This window comes from Synechocystis sp. LEGE 06083 (assembly GCF_015207725.1).
Classification (GTDB): Bacteria; Cyanobacteriota; Cyanobacteriia; order Cyanobacteriales; family Microcystaceae; genus Synechocystis; species Synechocystis salina.
In genome coordinates, this window is sequence record NZ_JADEWJ010000042.1 from 1 (window position 1) to 18,715 (window position 18,715).

General features: G+C 49.1%; 22 protein-coding genes. 10 read left to right on the top strand and 12 right to left on the bottom strand.

All coding sequences use genetic code 11. The annotated features are described in order from the left end of the window. Both IQ219_RS05135 and IQ219_RS05140 read left to right on the top strand, forming a co-directional pair. On the top strand, positions 1-261 hold a 261-nt coding region (locus tag IQ219_RS05135; RefSeq protein ID WP_194071925.1), incomplete at its 5' end, for a DUF4258 domain-containing protein. Beyond that, a complete protein-coding gene (locus tag IQ219_RS05140; protein ID WP_194071926.1) occupies positions 258-476 on the top strand; it encodes a hypothetical protein in 219 nt (72 codons plus the stop codon). The genes IQ219_RS05135 and IQ219_RS05140, both read left to right, overlap by 4 nt. Before the next feature lie 248 nt (positions 477-724). Here the strand turns inward: IQ219_RS05140 and IQ219_RS05145 are convergent, their stop codons facing one another. Both IQ219_RS05145 and IQ219_RS05150 read right to left on the bottom strand, forming a co-directional pair. Beyond that, entirely contained in the window at positions 725-3,331 is a 2,607-nt protein-coding gene (locus IQ219_RS05145; protein WP_194071927.1) for a M1 family metallopeptidase, read from the bottom strand. A gap of 180 nt (positions 3,332-3,511) precedes the next feature. Next, on the bottom strand, positions 3,512-4,525 hold the full coding sequence (locus IQ219_RS05150) for a type I glyceraldehyde-3-phosphate dehydrogenase (protein ID WP_194014961.1): 1,014 nt from the start codon (positions 4,523-4,525) through the stop codon (positions 3,512-3,514). 253 nt (positions 4,526-4,778) lie between these two features. Between IQ219_RS05150 and murC the strand changes: the two genes are divergently transcribed. The 3 genes from murC (at position 4,779) to IQ219_RS05165 (ending at position 7,725) form a co-directional block, all read left to right on the top strand. Next, positions 4,779-6,296: a UDP-N-acetylmuramate--L-alanine ligase gene (gene murC, locus IQ219_RS05155; protein ID WP_194071928.1), complete on the top strand. Its 1,518-nt coding sequence runs from the start codon at positions 4,779-4,781 to the stop codon at positions 6,294-6,296. A 71-nt stretch (positions 6,297-6,367) separates the two neighbouring features. Continuing rightward, on the top strand, positions 6,368-7,321 hold the full coding sequence (gene murB, locus IQ219_RS05160) for a UDP-N-acetylmuramate dehydrogenase (RefSeq protein WP_194071929.1): 954 nt from the start codon (positions 6,368-6,370) through the stop codon (positions 7,319-7,321). 50 nt (positions 7,322-7,371) lie between these two features. Beyond that, on the top strand, positions 7,372-7,725 hold the full coding sequence (locus IQ219_RS05165) for a hypothetical protein (protein ID WP_194071930.1): 354 nt from the start codon (positions 7,372-7,374) through the stop codon (positions 7,723-7,725). A gap of 145 nt (positions 7,726-7,870) precedes the next feature. On the opposite strand, the gene bfr is transcribed toward IQ219_RS05165, so the two are convergent. The 6 genes from bfr to IQ219_RS05195 all read right to left on the bottom strand — a co-directional run bounded on the left by bfr (position 7,871) and on the right by IQ219_RS05195 (position 11,264). Then, complete coding sequence (bfr, locus tag IQ219_RS05170; protein WP_190598045.1) at positions 7,871-8,341, bottom strand: bacterioferritin; 471 nt, start codon at positions 8,339-8,341, stop codon at positions 7,871-7,873. Positions 8,342-8,653: 312 nt separating this feature from the next. After that, complete coding sequence (hisD, locus tag IQ219_RS05175; protein WP_194071931.1) at positions 8,654-9,958, bottom strand: histidinol dehydrogenase; 1,305 nt, start codon at positions 9,956-9,958, stop codon at positions 8,654-8,656. 35 nt (positions 9,959-9,993) lie between these two features. Then, complete coding sequence (locus IQ219_RS05180; protein WP_190598043.1) at positions 9,994-10,344, bottom strand: YbaB/EbfC family nucleoid-associated protein; 351 nt, start codon at positions 10,342-10,344, stop codon at positions 9,994-9,996. Further along, positions 10,331-10,549 (bottom strand): hypothetical protein, encoded by a 219-nt coding sequence (locus tag IQ219_RS05185; protein WP_194071932.1) that lies wholly within the window; start codon positions 10,547-10,549, stop codon positions 10,331-10,333. Before IQ219_RS05185 ends, IQ219_RS05180 begins: the two co-directional genes overlap by 14 nt. Positions 10,550-10,555: 6 nt before the next feature. Next, positions 10,556-10,879, bottom strand: a complete 324-nt coding sequence (grxD, locus tag IQ219_RS05190) for a Grx4 family monothiol glutaredoxin (RefSeq protein WP_190598041.1) — start codon at positions 10,877-10,879, stop codon at positions 10,556-10,558. 127 nt (positions 10,880-11,006) lie between these two features. Then, positions 11,007-11,264, bottom strand: a complete 258-nt coding sequence (locus tag IQ219_RS05195; protein WP_194071933.1) for a BolA family protein — start codon at positions 11,262-11,264, stop codon at positions 11,007-11,009. 260 nt (positions 11,265-11,524) lie between these two features. Here IQ219_RS05195 and IQ219_RS05200 point away from each other — a divergent pair, with 260 nt between their 5' ends. The 3 genes from IQ219_RS05200 to thyX all read left to right on the top strand — a co-directional run bounded on the left by IQ219_RS05200 (position 11,525) and on the right by thyX (position 13,325). Continuing rightward, complete coding sequence (locus tag IQ219_RS05200; RefSeq protein WP_194071934.1) at positions 11,525-12,247, top strand: 1-acyl-sn-glycerol-3-phosphate acyltransferase; 723 nt, start codon at positions 11,525-11,527, stop codon at positions 12,245-12,247. A 94-nt stretch (positions 12,248-12,341) separates the two neighbouring features. Beyond that, positions 12,342-12,479 (top strand): photosystem II reaction center protein K, encoded by a 138-nt coding sequence (locus IQ219_RS05205; RefSeq protein ID WP_028948731.1) that lies wholly within the window; start codon positions 12,342-12,344, stop codon positions 12,477-12,479. Positions 12,480-12,677: 198 nt separating this feature from the next. Then, positions 12,678-13,325 (top strand): FAD-dependent thymidylate synthase, encoded by a 648-nt coding sequence (gene thyX / locus IQ219_RS05210; RefSeq protein WP_194071939.1) that lies wholly within the window; start codon positions 12,678-12,680, stop codon positions 13,323-13,325. A 50-nt stretch (positions 13,326-13,375) separates the two neighbouring features. On the opposite strand, the gene IQ219_RS05215 is transcribed toward thyX, so the two are convergent. The 3 genes from IQ219_RS05215 to galE all read right to left on the bottom strand — a co-directional run bounded on the left by IQ219_RS05215 (position 13,376) and on the right by galE (position 17,140). Then, a complete protein-coding gene (locus tag IQ219_RS05215) occupies positions 13,376-14,986 on the bottom strand; it encodes a CocE/NonD family hydrolase (protein WP_194071935.1) in 1,611 nt (536 codons plus the stop codon). Positions 14,987-15,220: 234 nt separating this feature from the next. Continuing rightward, positions 15,221-15,556, bottom strand: coding sequence for a hypothetical protein (locus IQ219_RS05220; RefSeq protein ID WP_194071936.1), 336 nt, complete (start codon positions 15,554-15,556; stop codon positions 15,221-15,223). A gap of 588 nt (positions 15,557-16,144) precedes the next feature. Further along, positions 16,145-17,140, bottom strand: a complete 996-nt coding sequence (gene galE, locus IQ219_RS05225; RefSeq protein WP_194071937.1) for a UDP-glucose 4-epimerase GalE — start codon at positions 17,138-17,140, stop codon at positions 16,145-16,147. A gap of 63 nt (positions 17,141-17,203) precedes the next feature. Here galE and IQ219_RS05230 point away from each other — a divergent pair, with 63 nt between their 5' ends. Then, a complete protein-coding gene (locus tag IQ219_RS05230) occupies positions 17,204-17,815 on the top strand; it encodes a hypothetical protein (protein ID WP_194071938.1) in 612 nt (203 codons plus the stop codon). 83 nt (positions 17,816-17,898) lie between these two features. Then, a complete protein-coding gene (locus tag IQ219_RS05235) occupies positions 17,899-18,219 on the top strand; it encodes a DUF2605 domain-containing protein (protein WP_190598034.1) in 321 nt (106 codons plus the stop codon). A gap of 211 nt (positions 18,220-18,430) precedes the next feature. Here the strand turns inward: IQ219_RS05235 and IQ219_RS05240 are convergent, their stop codons facing one another. Further along, complete coding sequence (locus tag IQ219_RS05240; RefSeq protein WP_010872581.1) at positions 18,431-18,613, bottom strand: NblA/ycf18 family protein; 183 nt, start codon at positions 18,611-18,613, stop codon at positions 18,431-18,433. Positions 18,614-18,715: the final 102 nt, after the last annotated feature.

The window sequence follows — 18,715 nt, forward strand, 5'->3', positions numbered from 1 at the left end:
GGACTGGCGATCGCCCTGGCCCGCAACGGCATTTTTGTAAATGACCTTATGGTGGGTGTGAACGAAGCTGAAGTCATAGAAGACTATCCCAATTATCAAAAAGGAACCTGCGTTCTTGTTTTACAGAGGGATTCACAAAATCTACCTATTCATACGGTTGGGGGAATACCCCAAAATTCAGACTCCCCTGCCGTGTTAATCACTGCCTACCGGCCCAGTGATAACAAATGGGAAAACGACTACAAATCCAGAAAATTATGAACACCAAAGTCCAAACAAAAATTATTCATGAAGGTGACTATATGGCAGAAATTCAAGTTGTACTAACCTACACTAGCCATGATTGGTCACCCTACCTATCTCTCGCAGAAGCGCAAAAACTTGATCAACTCAGATTAGCCCTGCGCCAAAATGATATTAAAACCGCTTCTGGTCTTGCTCGTATTTACCATCTGACCCCGGTTGTGGTTGCTTAATGACAAGTTGATTTAAACAGAGAAAAGTGATGAACTGCATGGCACCAATGGATTAAGACTTTGGTATCAACGCCGTCTTGAAGAGCGATTGTTGATTTTTTATCAGCAAGAGTCCCAGGAAGCCCAAAAATTTGATCAAGATTGGGCCGATTTCACCCTGGGTGAAATGGAGCAGATTAATCTGTCTGAAGGCATTTGATATGGGGGAGACGCTTTATGCCCATCAGGGTGAATAGAAGTGTTTAGTCCTACTGATCTTCTTTTTTGGCAGAAGTCTGGGCAAATTGGGTTTCTAATTTAGCAAGACGACTCTGGAGATCTTGATTCTCCTGTTGGAGTTTCTCCAAGCCCGTTTGTAGATCTTTGATTTTTTCGTCACTGCCGATTTTGGCTTGGACGTTTTTCACCGCTTCCTCCGCCATACGTCGTACCCGGCCATCGGGGGTTTGGTTGGCCAAATTTTGCAAAATACCGATCGCCTTGGGGGTTTCCATTTGACCGAGGGCAGAAGTAATAGAAACTTGAGTGAGGAAAAATTCTTCCTGGGCGATCGCCGTTAGTTGCTCTAGAATTTCCGTTAATTTTTCGGGGGATTGCCCCACGGATACCGCCCCTAACGCCCGGATAGAAGCTAAACGCAGGGGTTGGGGGGTACCATTTTTTGTATAGGGCAAAATTGCGTCCACCGCCGCCGGGGAAGTGGTTAGTTGACTCAGACCGGCGATCGCCCCACAACGGACAACTTCATTCCAACCAGGGCGAGTTTGCAAAACCGTTGTTAACTGTTCGACAATTTCCCCTTCATTGTCCTTGAGTAGACCAGACCCCAAAGCACCGAGGGCACTAGCCGCCGCTGACTCTGCATAGTAACTCGCTTCCCCCTGGGCTAAACATTTTTTGATCGCTTCATAGCTGGCAGAGGTTTTGATCTTGGCCAAAGAAGCAATGATCGCCCGCCGCACCTTGGGGTGGTCATTATTGCTTAAACCTGTGATTAAGGCTGTCCCTGCCTGCTCTAGGTTAATTCCCGCTAATTGTTCTGCAATTTCTACCCTTACGCCCCAGAAAGGCTCAGTTTGTAACCTTTCGCCTAAAAACTCCACCGCTTCCAAGCCCCCCTGTTTGCCAATGGCGATCGCCGCTTGAATGCGGGAAATGGGATCAGCATCGTGGGTACATTGGGCTTTTAACTCCGCTAGGGGATAGGCTGATTCCAGCGTTTTGAGGAAGTTATTGCCTTGGTCAAAGCTAATAAAATCTGGCTTACGGGTTAAGGGAAAATAAAAGACTTGCTCCCGTTCTTTGAGTTGCAAGGGAATTACTTGGCTTGTTACTTTTTCCCCTTCTAAAAAGTTAAAGGCGACGGGAATTTTTAGGTTAAATAAATCCTTGTGGTCGCTATCCGCTTTAGCCTGGGTTTGGGTGATGGTTAACTTGGCTAACTTATTATCATTGTCCCAGCTATAGCTAACTTTAAATTCGGGATGACCACCCCGAAAAACATACTGATCAAACAACCAAAGTAGATTGAAGCCCGTTGCTTTTTCAATGGCCCGCAATAAATCAATGGTTTCCACAGTGCTGTGGGCATGGTCATTAACAAAGGTGTGGACAGCTTTAAAGAATAGCTCATCCCCCAATACCGTCCGGATCATGTGATAAACACAGGCTCCCTTTTCATACAAATGGCGATCATAAAGTTCGATGGCTTCTCGATAAACGTGGGTGACAATGGGGCGGCGGTAACGGGAACTATCTTCCGCTAGGTAATTCCTTGCTTCCCCCAACAGGTAATAGGCGGCATCATCTTGACCGTATTCGTGGTCTGTCCACAAAACTTCTGCATAGGAAGCCATACCCTCTTTGAGCCAAGCATGGGACCAATGTTTAATCACCACCAAGTCCCCAAACCATTGGTGGGCTAACTCATGGGCGACTAAACTTTCCGTGTTGCGGTTATCTAATGCGGCCCTTTCGTCTAGTAAACAACGATCCATTAATAACGTTGTAGAAGTATTTTCCATCCCGCCAAAAATAAAATCCGCTACGCACACCTGGTCATAGTTGGGATAGGCGTAGGGATAACCAAAAGTTTGGTTAAAAAACTCGATCATGCGGGGGGTTTTGCCCATGCTCCTTTGACCGTCCGCTTCCCGACCTTTTTCGACGTAGTAGCGCACTGGCAGATCGCCGTAACTATCGGTCAATTCAGCAAAGTCCCCGATCGCCAAAGTCATTAAATAGGTGGGGTGAATTTGGCTTTGGGACCAATGGAAAACCTGTTCATTGCCCAAGTCTTTTTGCTCAACCAAACTGCCGTTGGAAATCACCCGATAGGGCTTGGCTACCTGCACCCGAATTTCCGACGTGGCCAACTGCCCCGGATAATCAAAACAGGGGAACCAGTAACGGGAATCCTCATCTTCTCCCTGGGTCCAGACCTGCACCGGCTTATCGGGATAATGGCGATCGGGCTGAATGAAATAGATGCCCCGACGGGGATTTTTCAACTCATACTGAATTTCCAGGGTCACCGGCTCAACGCTTAACGGTTGCAGTAAATCAATGGTCAGACGATCGCCGTCATGGTCAAAATGTTGACTTACTCCTTTCACCAAGACCCAGGCAATTTTTAGATCCACCGCATCCAACACCAGTTGTTGAATACCAGGGCGCACCGGGGTGAGGGTAAGGCGACAAACCCCCTGTAAATGCCGTTCTGCCAGGTTGATCTTCAAGTCCAAAAAGATATGATTTACCTGCCCAGGGCGATCGGGGTTGTAGTGGGGCTTAGCACCGGGCAACTCAAAGCTTTTCCGTTGGTTGGACTCGGTATCAAAGGTTAAAAACGACATGGGGAAATTTGCGCCGGGGTAAGGAGAATATACTCCTCAAACCATAACCCTGAAAGCCTTTCCCTGACAAGCATGGACATGGATAAGAAAAATCCCCCTGGGAAAGGAGGATTGGGCAAAATGGTTCATTATTTTAGTTGTCAGCCATGGGGGGATAGGCCCATAGTCCAGTCGGATAATCTATTTCCAATTCTTAGCGACGATTTCTGCCAAGTCGACAACCCGTTGGGAATAGCCCCATTCGTTGTCGTACCAAGCAATCACTTTGACCATGTCACCGCCCATTACCATGGTGAGACTACCATCCACGGTGGAAGAGCAATCCGTACCCCGGAAGTCGCTGGAGACCAGTTCCAAATCGGTGTAATCCAAAATTCCTTTCAGTCCAGTGGTGGCGGCTTCCTTCAGCACCCCGTTAACCTGTTCAGCAATGGTATTTTTCTCTACCTGTACCACTAAATCCACTACGGAAACGTTGGGGGTGGGCACCCGCAGGGCAATACCGTTTAATTTGCCTTGCAGTTCGGGGATGACCAAGGCTACGGCTTTGGCGGCACCGGTGGAGGTGGGCACAATGTTAACAGCAGCGGCCCGGGCCCGGCGTAAATCCCGGTGGCTAGCATCGAGGATCCGTTGGTCCCCGGTGTAGCTGTGGGTGGTGGTCATGGTGCCTTTGATAATGCCAAAGTTATCGTTAATTACCTTGGCGATCGGGGCGAGGCAGTTGGTAGTACAACTAGCATTACTGATGACTTCGTATTCTTCGTGTTTGTACTCGTGGGCATTGACCCCTACCACATAGGTGCCGACGTTGGGACCCTTGCCGGGGGCAGTGATTAAAACCTTTTTGGCGCCGGCCTGAACGTGCTTGGTGGCCCCTTCATGGGTAACAAAAACACCGGTGGCTTCGATGACTAGGTCTACGTTCCATTCTGCCCAGGGCAAATTTAGGGGGTTCCGGTCGGAAACACATTTAATAGTCTTGCCATTGACAGTAATGGAGTTTTCGTCGGCGCTGATGTCCGCATCCAACTTACCCAACATGGAGTCGTAGCGCAAAAGGTGAGCATTGGTTCTGGGATCGGAAGTGTCGTTGATGCCGACCACTTCCAACTGGCTATCGGTGCGCCCCAGCCAGCAGCGGAGAAAATTGCGTCCGATCCGTCCAAATCCGTTAATTGCTACTCTAGTCACGTTCGTCTTGCCCTCTCTGTTTTAGCTCAGTACATTTAAGGATTATTAATGACACCAATCATATCCTATTGCCTGAACACTTAGATCCTGAATTTAAAAGGGGGGTGGGAATCTTTTTCCCCTCCTCTCCGTCGCTGTTTACCGTGGACTCTGGGTTTTGTCTATGCCTGGGGGTAGAGTTTTTGTTATGATGTCGCTCAATTACAGGTGCGGTGAACCGGCAGGTGATTGTAGACGTTAACATTTATGGCTTGTGAGGAGCGTTGCTGTGGGTGCTGTGGATTTTAGTGGTCGTCCCTTCCATTTTTTAGGAATTGGGGGCATTGGTATGTCGGCTCTGGCCTACGTCCTCGCAAAACGCCATCTCCCTGTGTCGGGCTCCGATCTGCGCCGTACCCATATTACCGATCGCCTGGAGTCGGTGGGGGCAAAAATCTTCCAAGAACAGGTTCCGGAAAATTTAGACTATTTTCAATCCCTGCAAGTTAACCCGGCGGTGGCTTTGCCCACTGGTTCCTCCGGTGCCGGTTTGACCCTAGAGCAGATCGCCGAATCAGCCAGTAACGGCGTCAACGGCAATGGTCGCTACCAAACCCATTGTCTGCCCCAGGTGGTGTGCTCCACTGCCATTAATGAAGGCAATTTGGAATACCAAGGGGCGATCGCCAAAAATTGTCCCATCTATCACCGCTCCGATATTTTGGCAGCTATGATTGCGGAATCCCGGGGCATTGGGGTGGCGGGTACCCATGGCAAAACCACCACCAGTAGCTTAATTGGCTATGTGTTAAAGGAAGCTGGACTGGACCCTACCATTGTGGTGGGCGGTGAGGTGGATGCTTGGCAGGGTAATGCCTACCTTGGTTCAGGGGAATATTTGGTGGCGGAAGTGGACGAGTCCGATGGCTCCTTGACCAAACACCATCCAGAGATCGGCATTGTTACCAACATCGAATTAGACCATCCCGACCATTACTCCACCTTGGCCGAGGTGGTGGAAATTTTTCATAGTTTTGAGTCCCATTGCCAAACCCTGATCGGTTGCCTCGATTGTGACGTGGTGCGGCAACACCTTTCCCCCAGCATCACCTACAGTCTGGAAAATCGCTCCGGAGCGGATTACCAAGCCCGGCAAATTAAGCGTCAAGCCCATGGTAATGAGGTGGAGGTATGGGAACGGGGGGTCTGTTTGGGCACCATGACTGTGACCCTACCGGGGGATCACAATATTAGTAATGCCTTGGCCGCGGTGGCGGTGGGCCGTTTACTCGGTTTAGATTTCCCAGTTATTGCCCAGGCGATCGCCAACTTTAATGGGGCCAAACGTCGCTTTGAGTGCAAAGGTTATTGCAATGGCATTACCTTCATTGACGACTATGCCCACCATCCCAGTGAACTACTGGCAACCCTGGCCGCCGCCCGACAAAAGGTAACCCACGGAAAATATGAACGGGTAGTGGCCATTTTCCAGCCCCATCGCTACAGCCGGACCCACACCTTTATGGCAGAATTTGCCACTGCCTTTAAGGATGCAGATTTGGTAGTCTTAACCGATATTTATAGTGCCGGGGAACAGAATCCCCACAACGTCCAGGGGGAAGATTTGGCTAAGGCCGTAGGACAATACCATGGCCATGTGGTTTACCAGCCCCAATTGACGGAATTGAGGGAATTTTTGCCTAAAGTTCTAAAAAGTGGTGATTTGGCGCTATTTTTGGGGGCGGGCAACCTCAATCAGCAGATTGCACCAGTGTTAGCCGCCTGTGCCTAGGCTGAGCAAGCTAACCTAGGGTTATCTGCGACCATTTTTCTCTGTCCTGCTAATTTTCCGGACTAACCGCCATGATTATTTCCCCCGCTACCCGTCCCACTCCCATGGAACCATCGGCGATCGCCTTGGCGGGGACAGGAACTATTATTCAACCACACATAAGTCTGGCGGAATTCACCACCTATCGGGTGGGAGGTAAAGCGGAGTGGTATGCGGCGCCCCGTTCCCTGGAGGACTTGGCCGCTGTATTGACCTGGTTCCAAAACCAGGACTTACCGTTAACCTTTTTGGGGGCCGGCTCTAACCTGTTGATCAGTGACCAGGGCATTGGCGGGTTAGTAGTTAGTACCCGTTATCTGCGACAAAGCAAGTTTGATGAAGAACAAGGTTTAATTACCGTGGCCGCTGGGGAACCGATCGCCAAAGTAGGTTGGCAGGCCGCAAAACGAGGTTGGCAGGGGCTGGAGTGGGCCGTGGGCATTCCCGGTACAGTGGGGGGCGCAGTGGTGATGAATGCCGGGGCCCACAATCAATGCACTGCGGAAACCTTGGTGGAAGCTACGGTAATGCACCCCGACGGCGGTTTGGAAATTTTGAGTAATGAAAAGCTGGGTTTTAGTTACCGCACTTCCAATTTGCAAAAACATTTGGGCGGACGCCTAGTGGTGGATGCCACTTTCCAGTTAAAGCCAGGATTTACCAGGGAAGAAATCATGGCCCGCACCACCAGCAATCTCCATCAGCGCAAAAGTACTCAGCCCTACGACAAACCCAACTGTGGCAGTGTGTTTCGCAATCCCACTCCCCTCTACTCTGCCCGCCTAATCGAAGAATTGGGACTAAAAGGCTACCGCATTGGTGGGGCGGAAGTATCCCAACGTCATGCCAACTTCATTGTTAATATCGACAACGCTAAAGCCCAGGATGTGTTTGACCTCATTTTCCATGTACAGGGAGAAGTGGAAAAACACCATGGCATTTTATTAGAGCCAGAAGTGAAAATGTTGGGAGATTTCACTCGGTAAAGATAAAGATCATTAATCGGTAAAGATAAATATCATTGAAATGTTGTCAAATGCCTAATCCAGCTATTAACACTGCTCAACAATTTGGCAACTACCTCGCCCAGGGGGATTATGATGAGGCCCACGGCCTGCTGTGCCCTGCACTCCAACAAAAGTATTCTCTCTCCACTCTAAAAGCCGATGTGGAGGCCATGATTGACTATGGTTCTGGCCCCATCCAGAGGGCGATCGTCATGGCAGAGTGCCTCCTCACGGAGTGGCAGTATCCCCCCATGGAAGCTAATGATTTAGCCTGGGTGTATGTTTCCCTTGAAGGGGAAGATTTTCTCGAAGCTGTATCGGTTATCGTTCACCAACAGGGGGAAAAACTGGCAATTCGCTGGCTGGAATGGGGCCGACCTTGAACTTTTTGTCCAGCCGATCTTGACAGAGAGTTTTAGTGGAGTAGATTTTAGCTATGGAAAACCGGCCCTAAACCGCCCCCCTAAAACCCCTAAGCCTTGAAATAGGGAGATCGATGGGGCCATCGTTGCTCACAAGCAAGCAAACCTAGCCCATTTGGGATTGCAAATAATTTTGGAGACCAATTTTTTCAATCAGCCCCAACTGTTTTTCCAACCAGTAGGCATGGTCTTCTTCAGTGTCTGCTAGGATTTTCAGCAACAGATCCCGGCTTTGGTAGTCCTGCTCCTGTTCACACACCGCCATTGCTTCCTTGAGGTTGGCAATGACTTGGTATTCATAGTCCAGGTCGTATTGCAACATTTCCGGTACCGTTTTCCCCACCCGGATTGGATCCTGTTGGGAAAGGTCTGGGGTTTCTTCCAAAAAGAGAATACGCTCAATTAACAGGCTGGCATGGGCCGTTTCATCCTGCATTTCGTGGTTAATCCGGTCATAAAGCTTTTCCAAACCCCAATCCTGGTACATACGGGAATGGATGAAATATTGATCCCTAGCGGCCAGCTCTCCACGCAGTAGCTTATGGAGTTGGGTGAGGACGGCGGGTTTACCTTTCATAAAAAAATCCTTGCAAGAATGGACAGCGGATAGAACATCCTAGCCACAAATCTAACCAGAAAATAGACCGGGCTAATCCAATTTTAGCCTCCCTACTGACCATGGGGCGCGAGGAAGTAGGGCAGCACTTGTCAGTATCCTTTTTCTGACTTAGATTCTTCGTAACTTCCGGCGTCAAACACAACTAACGAAAGTACGCCATTTATCACCAGGTTCACATCCACCAACGGTGAGAGTGATTGATATCAACCAAAACATCAAAGCTCGGTTGATTTTTTCAAGACTTACACAGAGACAGTAAATAACTCTAAACTAAAGCAAATTTTGCCGTTCCCGTATGGCCAGGGCATGGGCTGGAAAATCCTCGTAATCCGCTAGGGTAGTGACCGTTTCCTTCACCCCAGCAAAACCTTCCGCCGTTAAATAGGCCAGGGTAGAACGCTTGAGGAAATCGAACACCGACACCGCCGAATAGGAACGGGCAAAGCCCCCCGTAGGTAGTACTGCATTGACCCCAATGGCATAGGTGGCCGCTGAGGAGGGAGTGTAATTGCCTAGCAAAATTTCCCCGGCATTGTCGATTTTGCCCACCAACTTGAGGGGGTCCGCCGTTAATACTTGCAAATGTTCGGGAGCGTAATCGTTAATGAAATCCAAGGAAGCTTGCAAACTTTCAGTGAGCAAAATGCCGCCATAGGAACCTAGGCCATCTTCACAAAACTTTTTCCGCCAGGGAGGGAGTTTTTCCAAGTATTCCCCTAAATAGCCCAGCGCCTTTTCCGCAAAATTTTCACAGTGGGTGACTAACAACGCCGCCGAGTCGGAGCCGTGTTCCGCTTCGATCAACAAATCCAATGCCGCCAGCCTGGGGTCAGTGGTTTCATCAGCTAAAACAATGGACTCGCTGGGCCCCGCCGGTAAACCCACATCGACAATGCCGGATAGTAATCTTTTAGCCGCCGCACCGTAGACGCTACAGGGGCCAATGAGTTTATCCACCTTGCTGACCGTTTTCGTGCCGTAGGCGATCGCCGCTAGGGCCTGCACACCGCCCAATTTATACACTTCATCCACTCCGGCCATGCGGGCAGTAACCAAAGAAACCGGCTCCACTTTACCTTCTTGATCTGGAGGGGTACAGACCACAATTTTTTTCACCCCCGCCACCCTGGCCGGCACTGCCAGCATCAGCATCATGGAAGGGAAAGCCCCCTTACCCCTGGGCACATACAAACCCACCGTGGGGAGAGGTGTAATTTTTTCCCCCGCAAATACCCCAGGCTCAATCTCCGCTAGGTGCATGGGGGGAGGCATTTGCCCAGCGTGGACTTTTTCAATGTTGCGAAAAGCATGTTCCACCGCCCGACGTAGTTCAGGGTCCACCAACTTTTCCGCTTCGGCAAATTCCGCTTCACTGACCCGCAAATTGTCCGCAGTGGCCCCGGCAAAGTCAAACTGACGGCTGTAATGCAAAACCCCCGCATCTCCCTCCGTCCTCACCTGCTCAATAACGTCCTTGGCGATCGCCAGTGCTTGGTCAATGTTTTGTTCCGAGCGACGTTTGAGTTGGTTTAATTGTAGGGGGGTAAGGTGCGAGAGCTTAAGAATACGAGTCACAGATCCCTCTCTGATTGGGGGCAAGGGCGGCAAACCTACATACCGGGTAGATTCAAACCGCTGGTTAACTCTTCCATTTTAGAGCGCATGGTTTCCGTAGACTCAGCGTAGGCTGCTTTCATCGCTTCGGTGATGGATGCCGATAGCCCTTCCACGCCTTTTTCGAGGGCACTGGGATCAATTTCAATACTGAGGGGTTCCTGGTTGCCACTCATCAACACCGTCACCAATCCATCGGCACTTTTGCCAGGAATTTCCATTCTTTCCAGTTCTTCCTGGAGTACTTTGGCCCCTTCTTGAACCTGTTGGGCTTTTTGGAAAGCTTCCTGTAATTCCTTGATTTTACCGAGGCCGAATCCGAAGCCTTTGCCTTTACCTTGTGCCATGGGAATTGATTTCTAAGTGATTAAACAATAGTTGTAGTTGAACAAGCGGCAAAATTGCTGAGGTACAAACAAAGCCCCAGCTAAAGCCTGTCCGATTATATCCCACCGTCTCCGCCATCTTATGGGCCAACGGCAGGGGCAAAAGAAGCCCCCCATAAATGAGAGCTTCTCCCCACGGCGATCGCCAAGGGTATACACCAGACATTGAGCATTAGGAAGCCAAGGCCACTTCCAACATTTCCTGCAACTCACCATTTTGATAGAGTTCAATCAGAATGTCGGAGCCACCCACAAACTCACCATTGACGTAAACCTGGGGGATGGTGGGCCAATTGGAATATTCCTTAATACCTTGACGAATTTCCGCATCGGCCAACACATCTAAAGTTTCAAATGGAATGCCCAACATATTGAGAATTTGCACCACATTGTTGGAAAAACCACATTGGGGCATCAGCTTGGTGCCCTTCATAAAGACCATCACCTTATTGGTGGTGACTAACTGATCAATTCTTGCTTTCGTTTCCGGATTCATTAGATAACTCCTCTTCAAGGACAAATGGGGATGGGTGCGAGTTTAACAACTTCAATGTTGTTTAAATATTGCCATTTTACCCCTCAATTTAAATTTATAGAGTCAATTTTCGAGGGAGGGGAAAAACCTAGGCAGTCTGCCGGGCCAGGGTCCAGGCTTCTGGAGTAAAGGTTTTCAGCGCCAGGGCATGGATTGCTTCCGAAGCCAAAGCATCCTTGAGGGCACCATAGACCATTTGATGTTGTTTAACCCGGGATTGGCCGGTAAAGGCGGCGGACACCACCACCGCTTCTAGGTGATCCCCTCCCCCCAGGTCATTGACCATCACTTCGGCATCGGGTAGGGCGGCTTGGATTTGTTGTTTGACTTGATCGAGGCTAATCATGATTATTTCTAGCAATGGGCCAGGGCACAGGGCAAGTATGGTCCCCGAGGTAACTATCTAACTACTGTAGCTGAAAGGTTCAGCCCCCAACATGGTGGGAAAAATTTCGTTGTTCAACTGTTATTTAACTGTCCCATGGCTCGTCCCCAAACCAGAATAGTTAATTTAACTTGGAAATAGAGACCAATCCCTGCGTTAAGCAATTTAGTACCATTATGTTAATTGCCCGTCAGAGGAAAAAACTAAATTCTTTTGCAACCATGACCCATTCTTCTTTGGCGATCGACCCGGCTGTCATTGGCCCTTCCCAGGTTTCCCCCTGGTTGATCAAATTGATTTATCCCCTGGGCACGAAGTTTTTGCATTGGTATTTTGGCCCGATCGCCATCCATGGTCAGGAGAATTTACCCACCAGTGGTCCGATCATTCTAGCCCCTACCCATCGTTCCCGTTGGGATGCCATTTTGCTCTCCCTAGCAGCCGGCCGGAACGTAACGGGTCGGGATCTGCGTTTTATGGTGGCGGTAACGGAAGTACAGGGCCTACAGGGATGGTTTATTCGCCATCTAGGGGGATTTCCCATCGATGTAAAAAGACCAGAAATCAGCAGTTTGAGCTACAGTGTACAGCTACTCCAAGCAGGGGAAATGTTGGTGATTTTTCCTGAAGGGGGCATTTTTCGGGATCAACACACCGTCCATCCCCTCAAACGGGGCGTTGGGCGCATTGCCATGGAAGTTTGTAAGCAAAATCCCGACACTGACATCAAAGTTATTCCGGTGACCATCGCCTATAGTGACCCTTACCCAGGCAAAGGAACGGCGGTGGAAATTAATTTTGGCCAGGGCATCGCCGCCAAGGACTACGACCCCAGCACCATCAAGGCTAGCTCCCAAAAACTTACCCGTTGTTTGGCCCATAGAATGCAGAACCTTTACGGTTCCGAGAATACCTCTCTCTGTCAGGCGATCGCCGCTTCATAAATTTCGCCAAAACGGCTAATGGGGGAAGGGGCCATCGTGATAAGATTTACCGTAAATTAAGATTTTATTCTTTGTCAGTCAGGAAACTCAAATAATGGAAACAATTTATTTGCTCGCTAAATTGCCGGAAGCCTATCAGATTTTTGACCCCCTGGTGGACGTTCTGCCAATCATTCCCCTCTTCTTTCTGGCTTTGGCCTTTGTTTGGCAAGCGGCGGTTGGTTTTAAATAAACTGGCGATCGCCCCTGGGGCTTGTCATTTTGTCTGGTTGCTTAAGAAAACTTGTTTGACCACAACTAAGCTGATATCCCCAAGTTGTCCCCCGTTGGCCATAGCTGGGGAATTTTTTTGTGGGGGCAATGCTGCTTTTGTCCTGCCTTGACCAAGGCCAACGGTAAACCTCCTCCCCATAGTGGCCCTTTTTTAACCATGGATGTTCGTTTCATTTCCCTCACCAAACCCGAAATTGTCATTGACGGGGAGCCCCTTTCCCCCGAGGGACTAATTGCCTATTGTGCTAGGGTTTCTAGTCCTAACCAGGAAAACCCCAACTACACTAAGCTGTTGCAATTTTGCATCCGGGAAGGCCATTGGAGCATTTTTGAAATGGTGGATATGACCCTGGAAATTACCACCACCCGGGCGATCGCCCCCCAAATTTTGCGACATCGATCGTTCTGCTTTCAGGAGTTTAGCCTTAGGTACTCCTGCGCTACTGACTATGAGTGCTATGAAGCCCGCCGCCAGGATGTGAAAAACCGTCAAAATTCCCTCGATGATTTTGATGAAAACACCAAGCAATGGTTCAACCAAGCCCAGGCTGACGTGTGGGACAAAAGTTATCAACTCTATGAAGAGGCCTTAACCAAGGGCATTGCCAAAGAATGTGCCCGTTCTATTTTGCCCCTCAATACTGTTACCCGTTTGTATATGAAGGGCTCTGTGCGTAGTTGGATCCACTACTTCAGTGTCCGTTGTGACCAGGCCACCCAAAAGGAACACCGGGAAATTGCCTTGGCGGCCCGGAAAATTTTTATGGAGCATTTCCCCACGGTGGCGGCGGCCTTGGAGTGGTAGAGGAAACAGACCCGCCAGGCGATCGCCATTAGAGAGTCAAAACCTGTTTTTCACTCCCCTAGGAGAATGGGCAACAGCAAATGATTTTGAGTTGTTCCATTGGTAACCAAAGCCAGGGTAATAATTTGTTGACCAACTAAATTTGCCAAAACTGCCTCCTGACCAGTGCCAGGATTTACTCCATAGGCTGGAAAACTTGCCCCCGCTAAACTGATACGCAGGCGATCGCCAACGGACAGAGTTGCACATATTGCCTGGAGAAAAATTGCCAACGTGGCTTGTTCTTCCAAATTAGTACAATAGCCATGGCTGAGGGCCCACACTTCTCCTGTGTTGCTAACCTGAGACAAAATCACCGCCACATCAAAACTAGGGCGATCGGATGCCACCGTGAGCAAAATTTGGGGCGTGCCGCAGATAGTTACCCTCTCCTTCAAGGGCTCAGAGGTGTAGGTAACCACATCACTGCGATCATCTACTAGGCTTCTTTCCTTCACCCCTTGGGGATAGCCGCTGTGCCCTCCCCAACTGGGTACGGGTCGCCAGGGATCGTGGACCCATACATCGGTAATGCTGGTAGTTAATTTTTCATTGGGGGCCGTAGGGGTCAAAGTACTACCCTGGGTGGTGCCTAAACCGGAACATTGCAAAAACCAACTTTGGGACGTCGCAGGCCAGTCAGCTAAATATCGCCATTGTTTAGTGCCCAGGTCAAATAACTCTAACTTGGCCGGATTAAAGCGGGGTTCTTGCCCCTTGAGAAAATGATCAAACCAAGCCAACTGCAACTGATCAACCGCACTGATGGCGGATTCACCATAATTTTGCCCCCCGGCTCGACTTCCCCAGGGAAAATGGCCCCAGGGCCCCACCACCATTTTTTGCTTAATATTACATCTTTGCAGCGCCCCATATAAACGCAAATTTCCCCGCAGATGGGGATCAAACCAACCGCCAATTTGCAACACTGGAATGTCCGTTTTTTTCCTTATTTGCCATCGTTTATTCGGCGATCGCCGTTGCCAATAATCCGACTCCGGAGGTTGACTAATCCATTGGTGGTAAAAGGAATCCGCTGCCAACTCCCCCAGGCGATCGGGAAGGGCTGGTTGAAGATCAGAAAAATCGTAACTTTTGGCAAGGCTCATTAATTGGTGAAAAGTTTTCCCATCTCCCCGACGTTTAGCCGAATCCGCCGCCAACTGTAGGGCCCAGCCGAGGTTATTTTGTAGGCAAAAAGCTCCATTCTCATAGCCCCAATCCCGGTACAAATCCCAGGCGACCATGGCCGGGCAAATGGTTTTCAAACAAGGGTGATGATTGGCCGCAGCGTAAAGTTGGGTCATGCCCTGGTAGGAAAAGCCATACATGGCCACAGAGCCATCACATTGGGGCAACTGGGAAACCCAATTAAGACAATCTTCGCCGTCTTCTACTTCGTGGGCAAACAGGTCAAACTTTCCCTGGGAACTGCCCCGACCCCGCACATCCTGAATAACGACCAAGTAACCCTGGGAAGCGTACCAATGGGGATGGCCATACACCAGGGTGGATGCTAAACGACGACCATAGGGTTGCCGCATCAATAGGGCCGGCCATGGCCCGCCGGAATTGGGATAGTACAGATCACTGTCTAAGCGGACCCCATCCCTAGTGACCATGGATTGGCAAATGGGTTTTATCAAACTCAAAGTAACAACAAAAAAATAGGTTGAGGAAATTAAAGTTCCTAAATTTGTTCTCTGAACTCTTGCAACACTGGAGAAGACAAACCCTAGCCTTGTCTGATTGTTGACAAAATCAAAGTTATCAGAATGTTACGGCGAATGGACTCACCCAGCTCAATGGAAAATATTAGAAAATGGGCAATCCGGTTCAAACATTATCCTACGTTGCTAAAGCAGAGCTTCAAATTCTTGGCGGAGCACTTGGGTATTGGCAACCCGGGCTACCAGCAGAGTCGCCTCACTAAAACTAGCCATTTCCCGTCGCCAGGTTTGGATATGGGGTTCATGGTGTAGCCAAAAGTTAACCATGGTTTTAACCACTGCGTCCCAGTCCCAATCGGGCTTTTCGGGAATTAATTCCGTGGCTTGGATCAGGCCGTCCAAAGTGCATTCGGGACTGCCTAGGTAGGCCATACTGCGACGGGGATTATTTTCCACCTCTTGTTGATAGTTAAAAAAGGTGAAAACCGGCGTTACCCCCAAAATGTCAAAGGTATAATGCATAACAAAATTTCGCCTCGCGGCAACAACAACAATGCCAAAGTTCCCCAAAGAGATGGGTCTTGGCCAAAATAAGAACTTTTCCCAAAGGGATTGACAGATCTAGACTGCCCAAGTCCGATTTTGTTGCCCTCAATGGTAGCGCGAAAAATTTTTTGCTGGTGTGACAGGACAGGACTGTGTACCTAATTTATAAATGTTATTCAAGGCGATCGCCATGGTGACTGCGTAAACAATTACTATCAGTTTTTTATTAGTCTAGTCAGGAAACTTTCAACTGAATCTCTAGAAGTCTTTGATGGCAAACCTTTTCGGATGTGTATTCAATCAAAAGTCTTGCCCTTATATTTGCCGTTGGAAGAATCTTGAAGTTTTCGCCTGGTGAGTATTTTATCGAGTAAAGCTAAACAATTGGCTCCCAAACTCAGGAAAGAGCGATATTTCCACTTCTGCTCTCTTTTTTAATGATATTTATTCTGAAAATCACTCAAACTTAAGAACTTTTGACATTTATTTTTTTGTTCCCACTACATGAACTAATAATTGAAATTTTCAGTTTTTTAGACATCACTATCCCCATTGCTTTTTCTTTTAATCTCCATGACGCTTTTGGTGCCACCGCCAAGCATGGTCGATAATGGTGTGTAAATCGGGGTATTGGGGATTCCAGCCCAGGACATGTTTAGCCTTTGCACTACTCCCCACTAGGATGGGGGCATCACCGGGGCGGCGGGGACATAGTTGATAGGGAATATCTAGTCCGGTGACCGTTTTAGCAACTTCGATCACTTGTCGTACGGAAAAGCCATTACCGTTACCGAGGTTAAAGATATTGCTTTCCCCTCCTTCTAGTAAATATTGCAACCCTAATACATGGGCGATCGCCAAGTCACAGACATGGATGTAGTCTCTGAGGGCAGTACCGTCGGGGGTGTCGTAATCGGTACCGAAAATGGCCAGTTGGGGACGTTTTTTCAAGGCAGTTAAGAGGGCCAGGGGGATAAGGTGGGTTTCAGGGTTATGGTCTTCCCCCAAACGTCCCTGGGGGTCCGCCCCGGAAGCATTGAAATAACGGAAGATGACAGATTTTAAGCCGTAGGCTTGGTCAAAGTCGGCCAAGATCTGTTCCACCATGCGTTTACTGGCGGCATAGGGACTAAGGGGATCGATGGGATGGCTTTCTGTCATCGGAATTTCCTTCGGCATGCCATAGACCGCACAGGTGGAGGAAAAAACAAATTTTTTAATATCCGCCGCTAGCATGGCTTCCAAGAGGGTGAGGGTACCCACTACATTGTTTTGGTAGTAAATGTCAGGCTTTTGCACCGATTCCCCCACGGCGATGAAGGCAGCAAAGTGCATGACAGCGGCAATGTCCCTCGAAGCAAAAAGTTGGTCTAGTTTTTGCCGATCGCCAGTGTGACCAACCACCAATTCCACTCCGAGGGATTGCACTAGTTCCCTGTGACCGTAGCTGAGGTTATCGTAGATAAGAACGTCAAAGCCTGCCTGTTGTAGGGCCAGCACCCCATGGGAGCCAATGTAACCTGCCCCTCCAGTGACCAAAATTGTTTGTTGCGTGGCCATTGTCGACTATTAACCCTAGCTGTTGCCTCGCCTAGAGCATACCATTCTTGACCTTAGCTTTTTATGCCATCTGCTTTTTCCCAACCATCTGCGTCCACCTCCTCTGTTAACGCCCTAAGCGGAGATCGCCAGGAAATATTTCCCCTTTCGCCCCTGATTAAAATTACCCTGGTCAATCTCTACCTGGCCCTGACGGTCCCACTGCCCATTTTGGCCCAGCTCACCCAAGGTAATACTGTCCTTACCCTGCTGTTAACCGTTGGATTAATGGGGGGCTTAGGGGCGTTGGTGGCCGCCCTGGCGGAACAGGTAGTGCTCAATGGGGAGGAAATTGCGGTGCGTTATCCCCGCTGGGTACCCAAATTTTTCCGATCCGGTTGGCAATTATCTTGGTCCGATGTCACTGCGTTGAAATGTCGCACCACGGGCCAGGGAGGCTTAGTTTACTATTTCCTTACCCCAGCTCAAGACAAAGCCTATCTTTTGCCCATGCGGGTGGCGGGCTTTAATCGGTTGACCCAACTGGTGAGCGAACATACGGGCATTGATACCCAAGATGTGCGCCCCCTCTCCCAACCATGGATGTACTTATTGCTACTACTCTTTACTCTGATGCTCTGGGGCAGTGAGTTGGCGATCGCCTTGTTGCTGTGGAGTAGCCCTCCCCTGGCATAATCTCAGCAATTTTGGTTAAAATATAAACAAATGTAAAGGATATTCTCAGAAAACTTTATTTAACCAAAGCCCATTTCATCACTATGATCAATCCCCAACCGGACGAAAAGGAACTACTCAAAACCATCTTAGAGCCCCTATTGGAGGATTTTGAGCACTGGTTTAGCCGCTCCTGCCAGCTATTAGAAAGCCAGCGTTTGGCTTTTTTCACCCCAGAACAACAGCAAGATTTGCTTGACCGGGTAAGACGGGCGCGGGATGAAGTGAGGTGTACTAAATTAATGTTCCAAGCCACCGGGGAGCAGGTGGGAGTTGAGTTTAGTGTCCTGGTCCCCTGGCATAATTTGGTGACAGAGTGTTGGCAGGTAGCCCAGCGCCATCGCCAGATGCAGGCCGCCTGCTAGGAAAGCAAAAAAGCGAAAGTCAATGTAGTGACAATGTTTAACAACATACGGTCAACGGTGAGGAGTGAGGGTTGTTGATTTTCGATAATTGTTGACAGTCACCGTCGATTTTGAAACTCCTCTGTGGCTGGTCAAGCAAGGTGGTCAGATTGTTTGATTTCATCGAAGGTTTCCGTTGCGGCCCTACTTGATGCCTAAAACCAGAGTCAGGCTAGGGGAGGAGGGAGTTTTTCATCAAATCCCGGATCAGGTTATCCCGCACCATGATTTGTTGCATGGTTTCCAGTAAATAGTTAACGGTCTGCTCCCGGTCTAGTTCTTGATATTCCTGTTGCAAACACTGCAGTTGAAATTTCTGCTCTAAGGATAGGTTAAAGGCTTCGTTGTTGATCATGGCGATCGCACTCCTGAAAGAATGGGGCGGTCAAAAATTGTGAATAATGGCTAAGAAAGCAAGCTAAATTTTGTGCTTGGCTGTGCTTAACCGAGGGGCTCC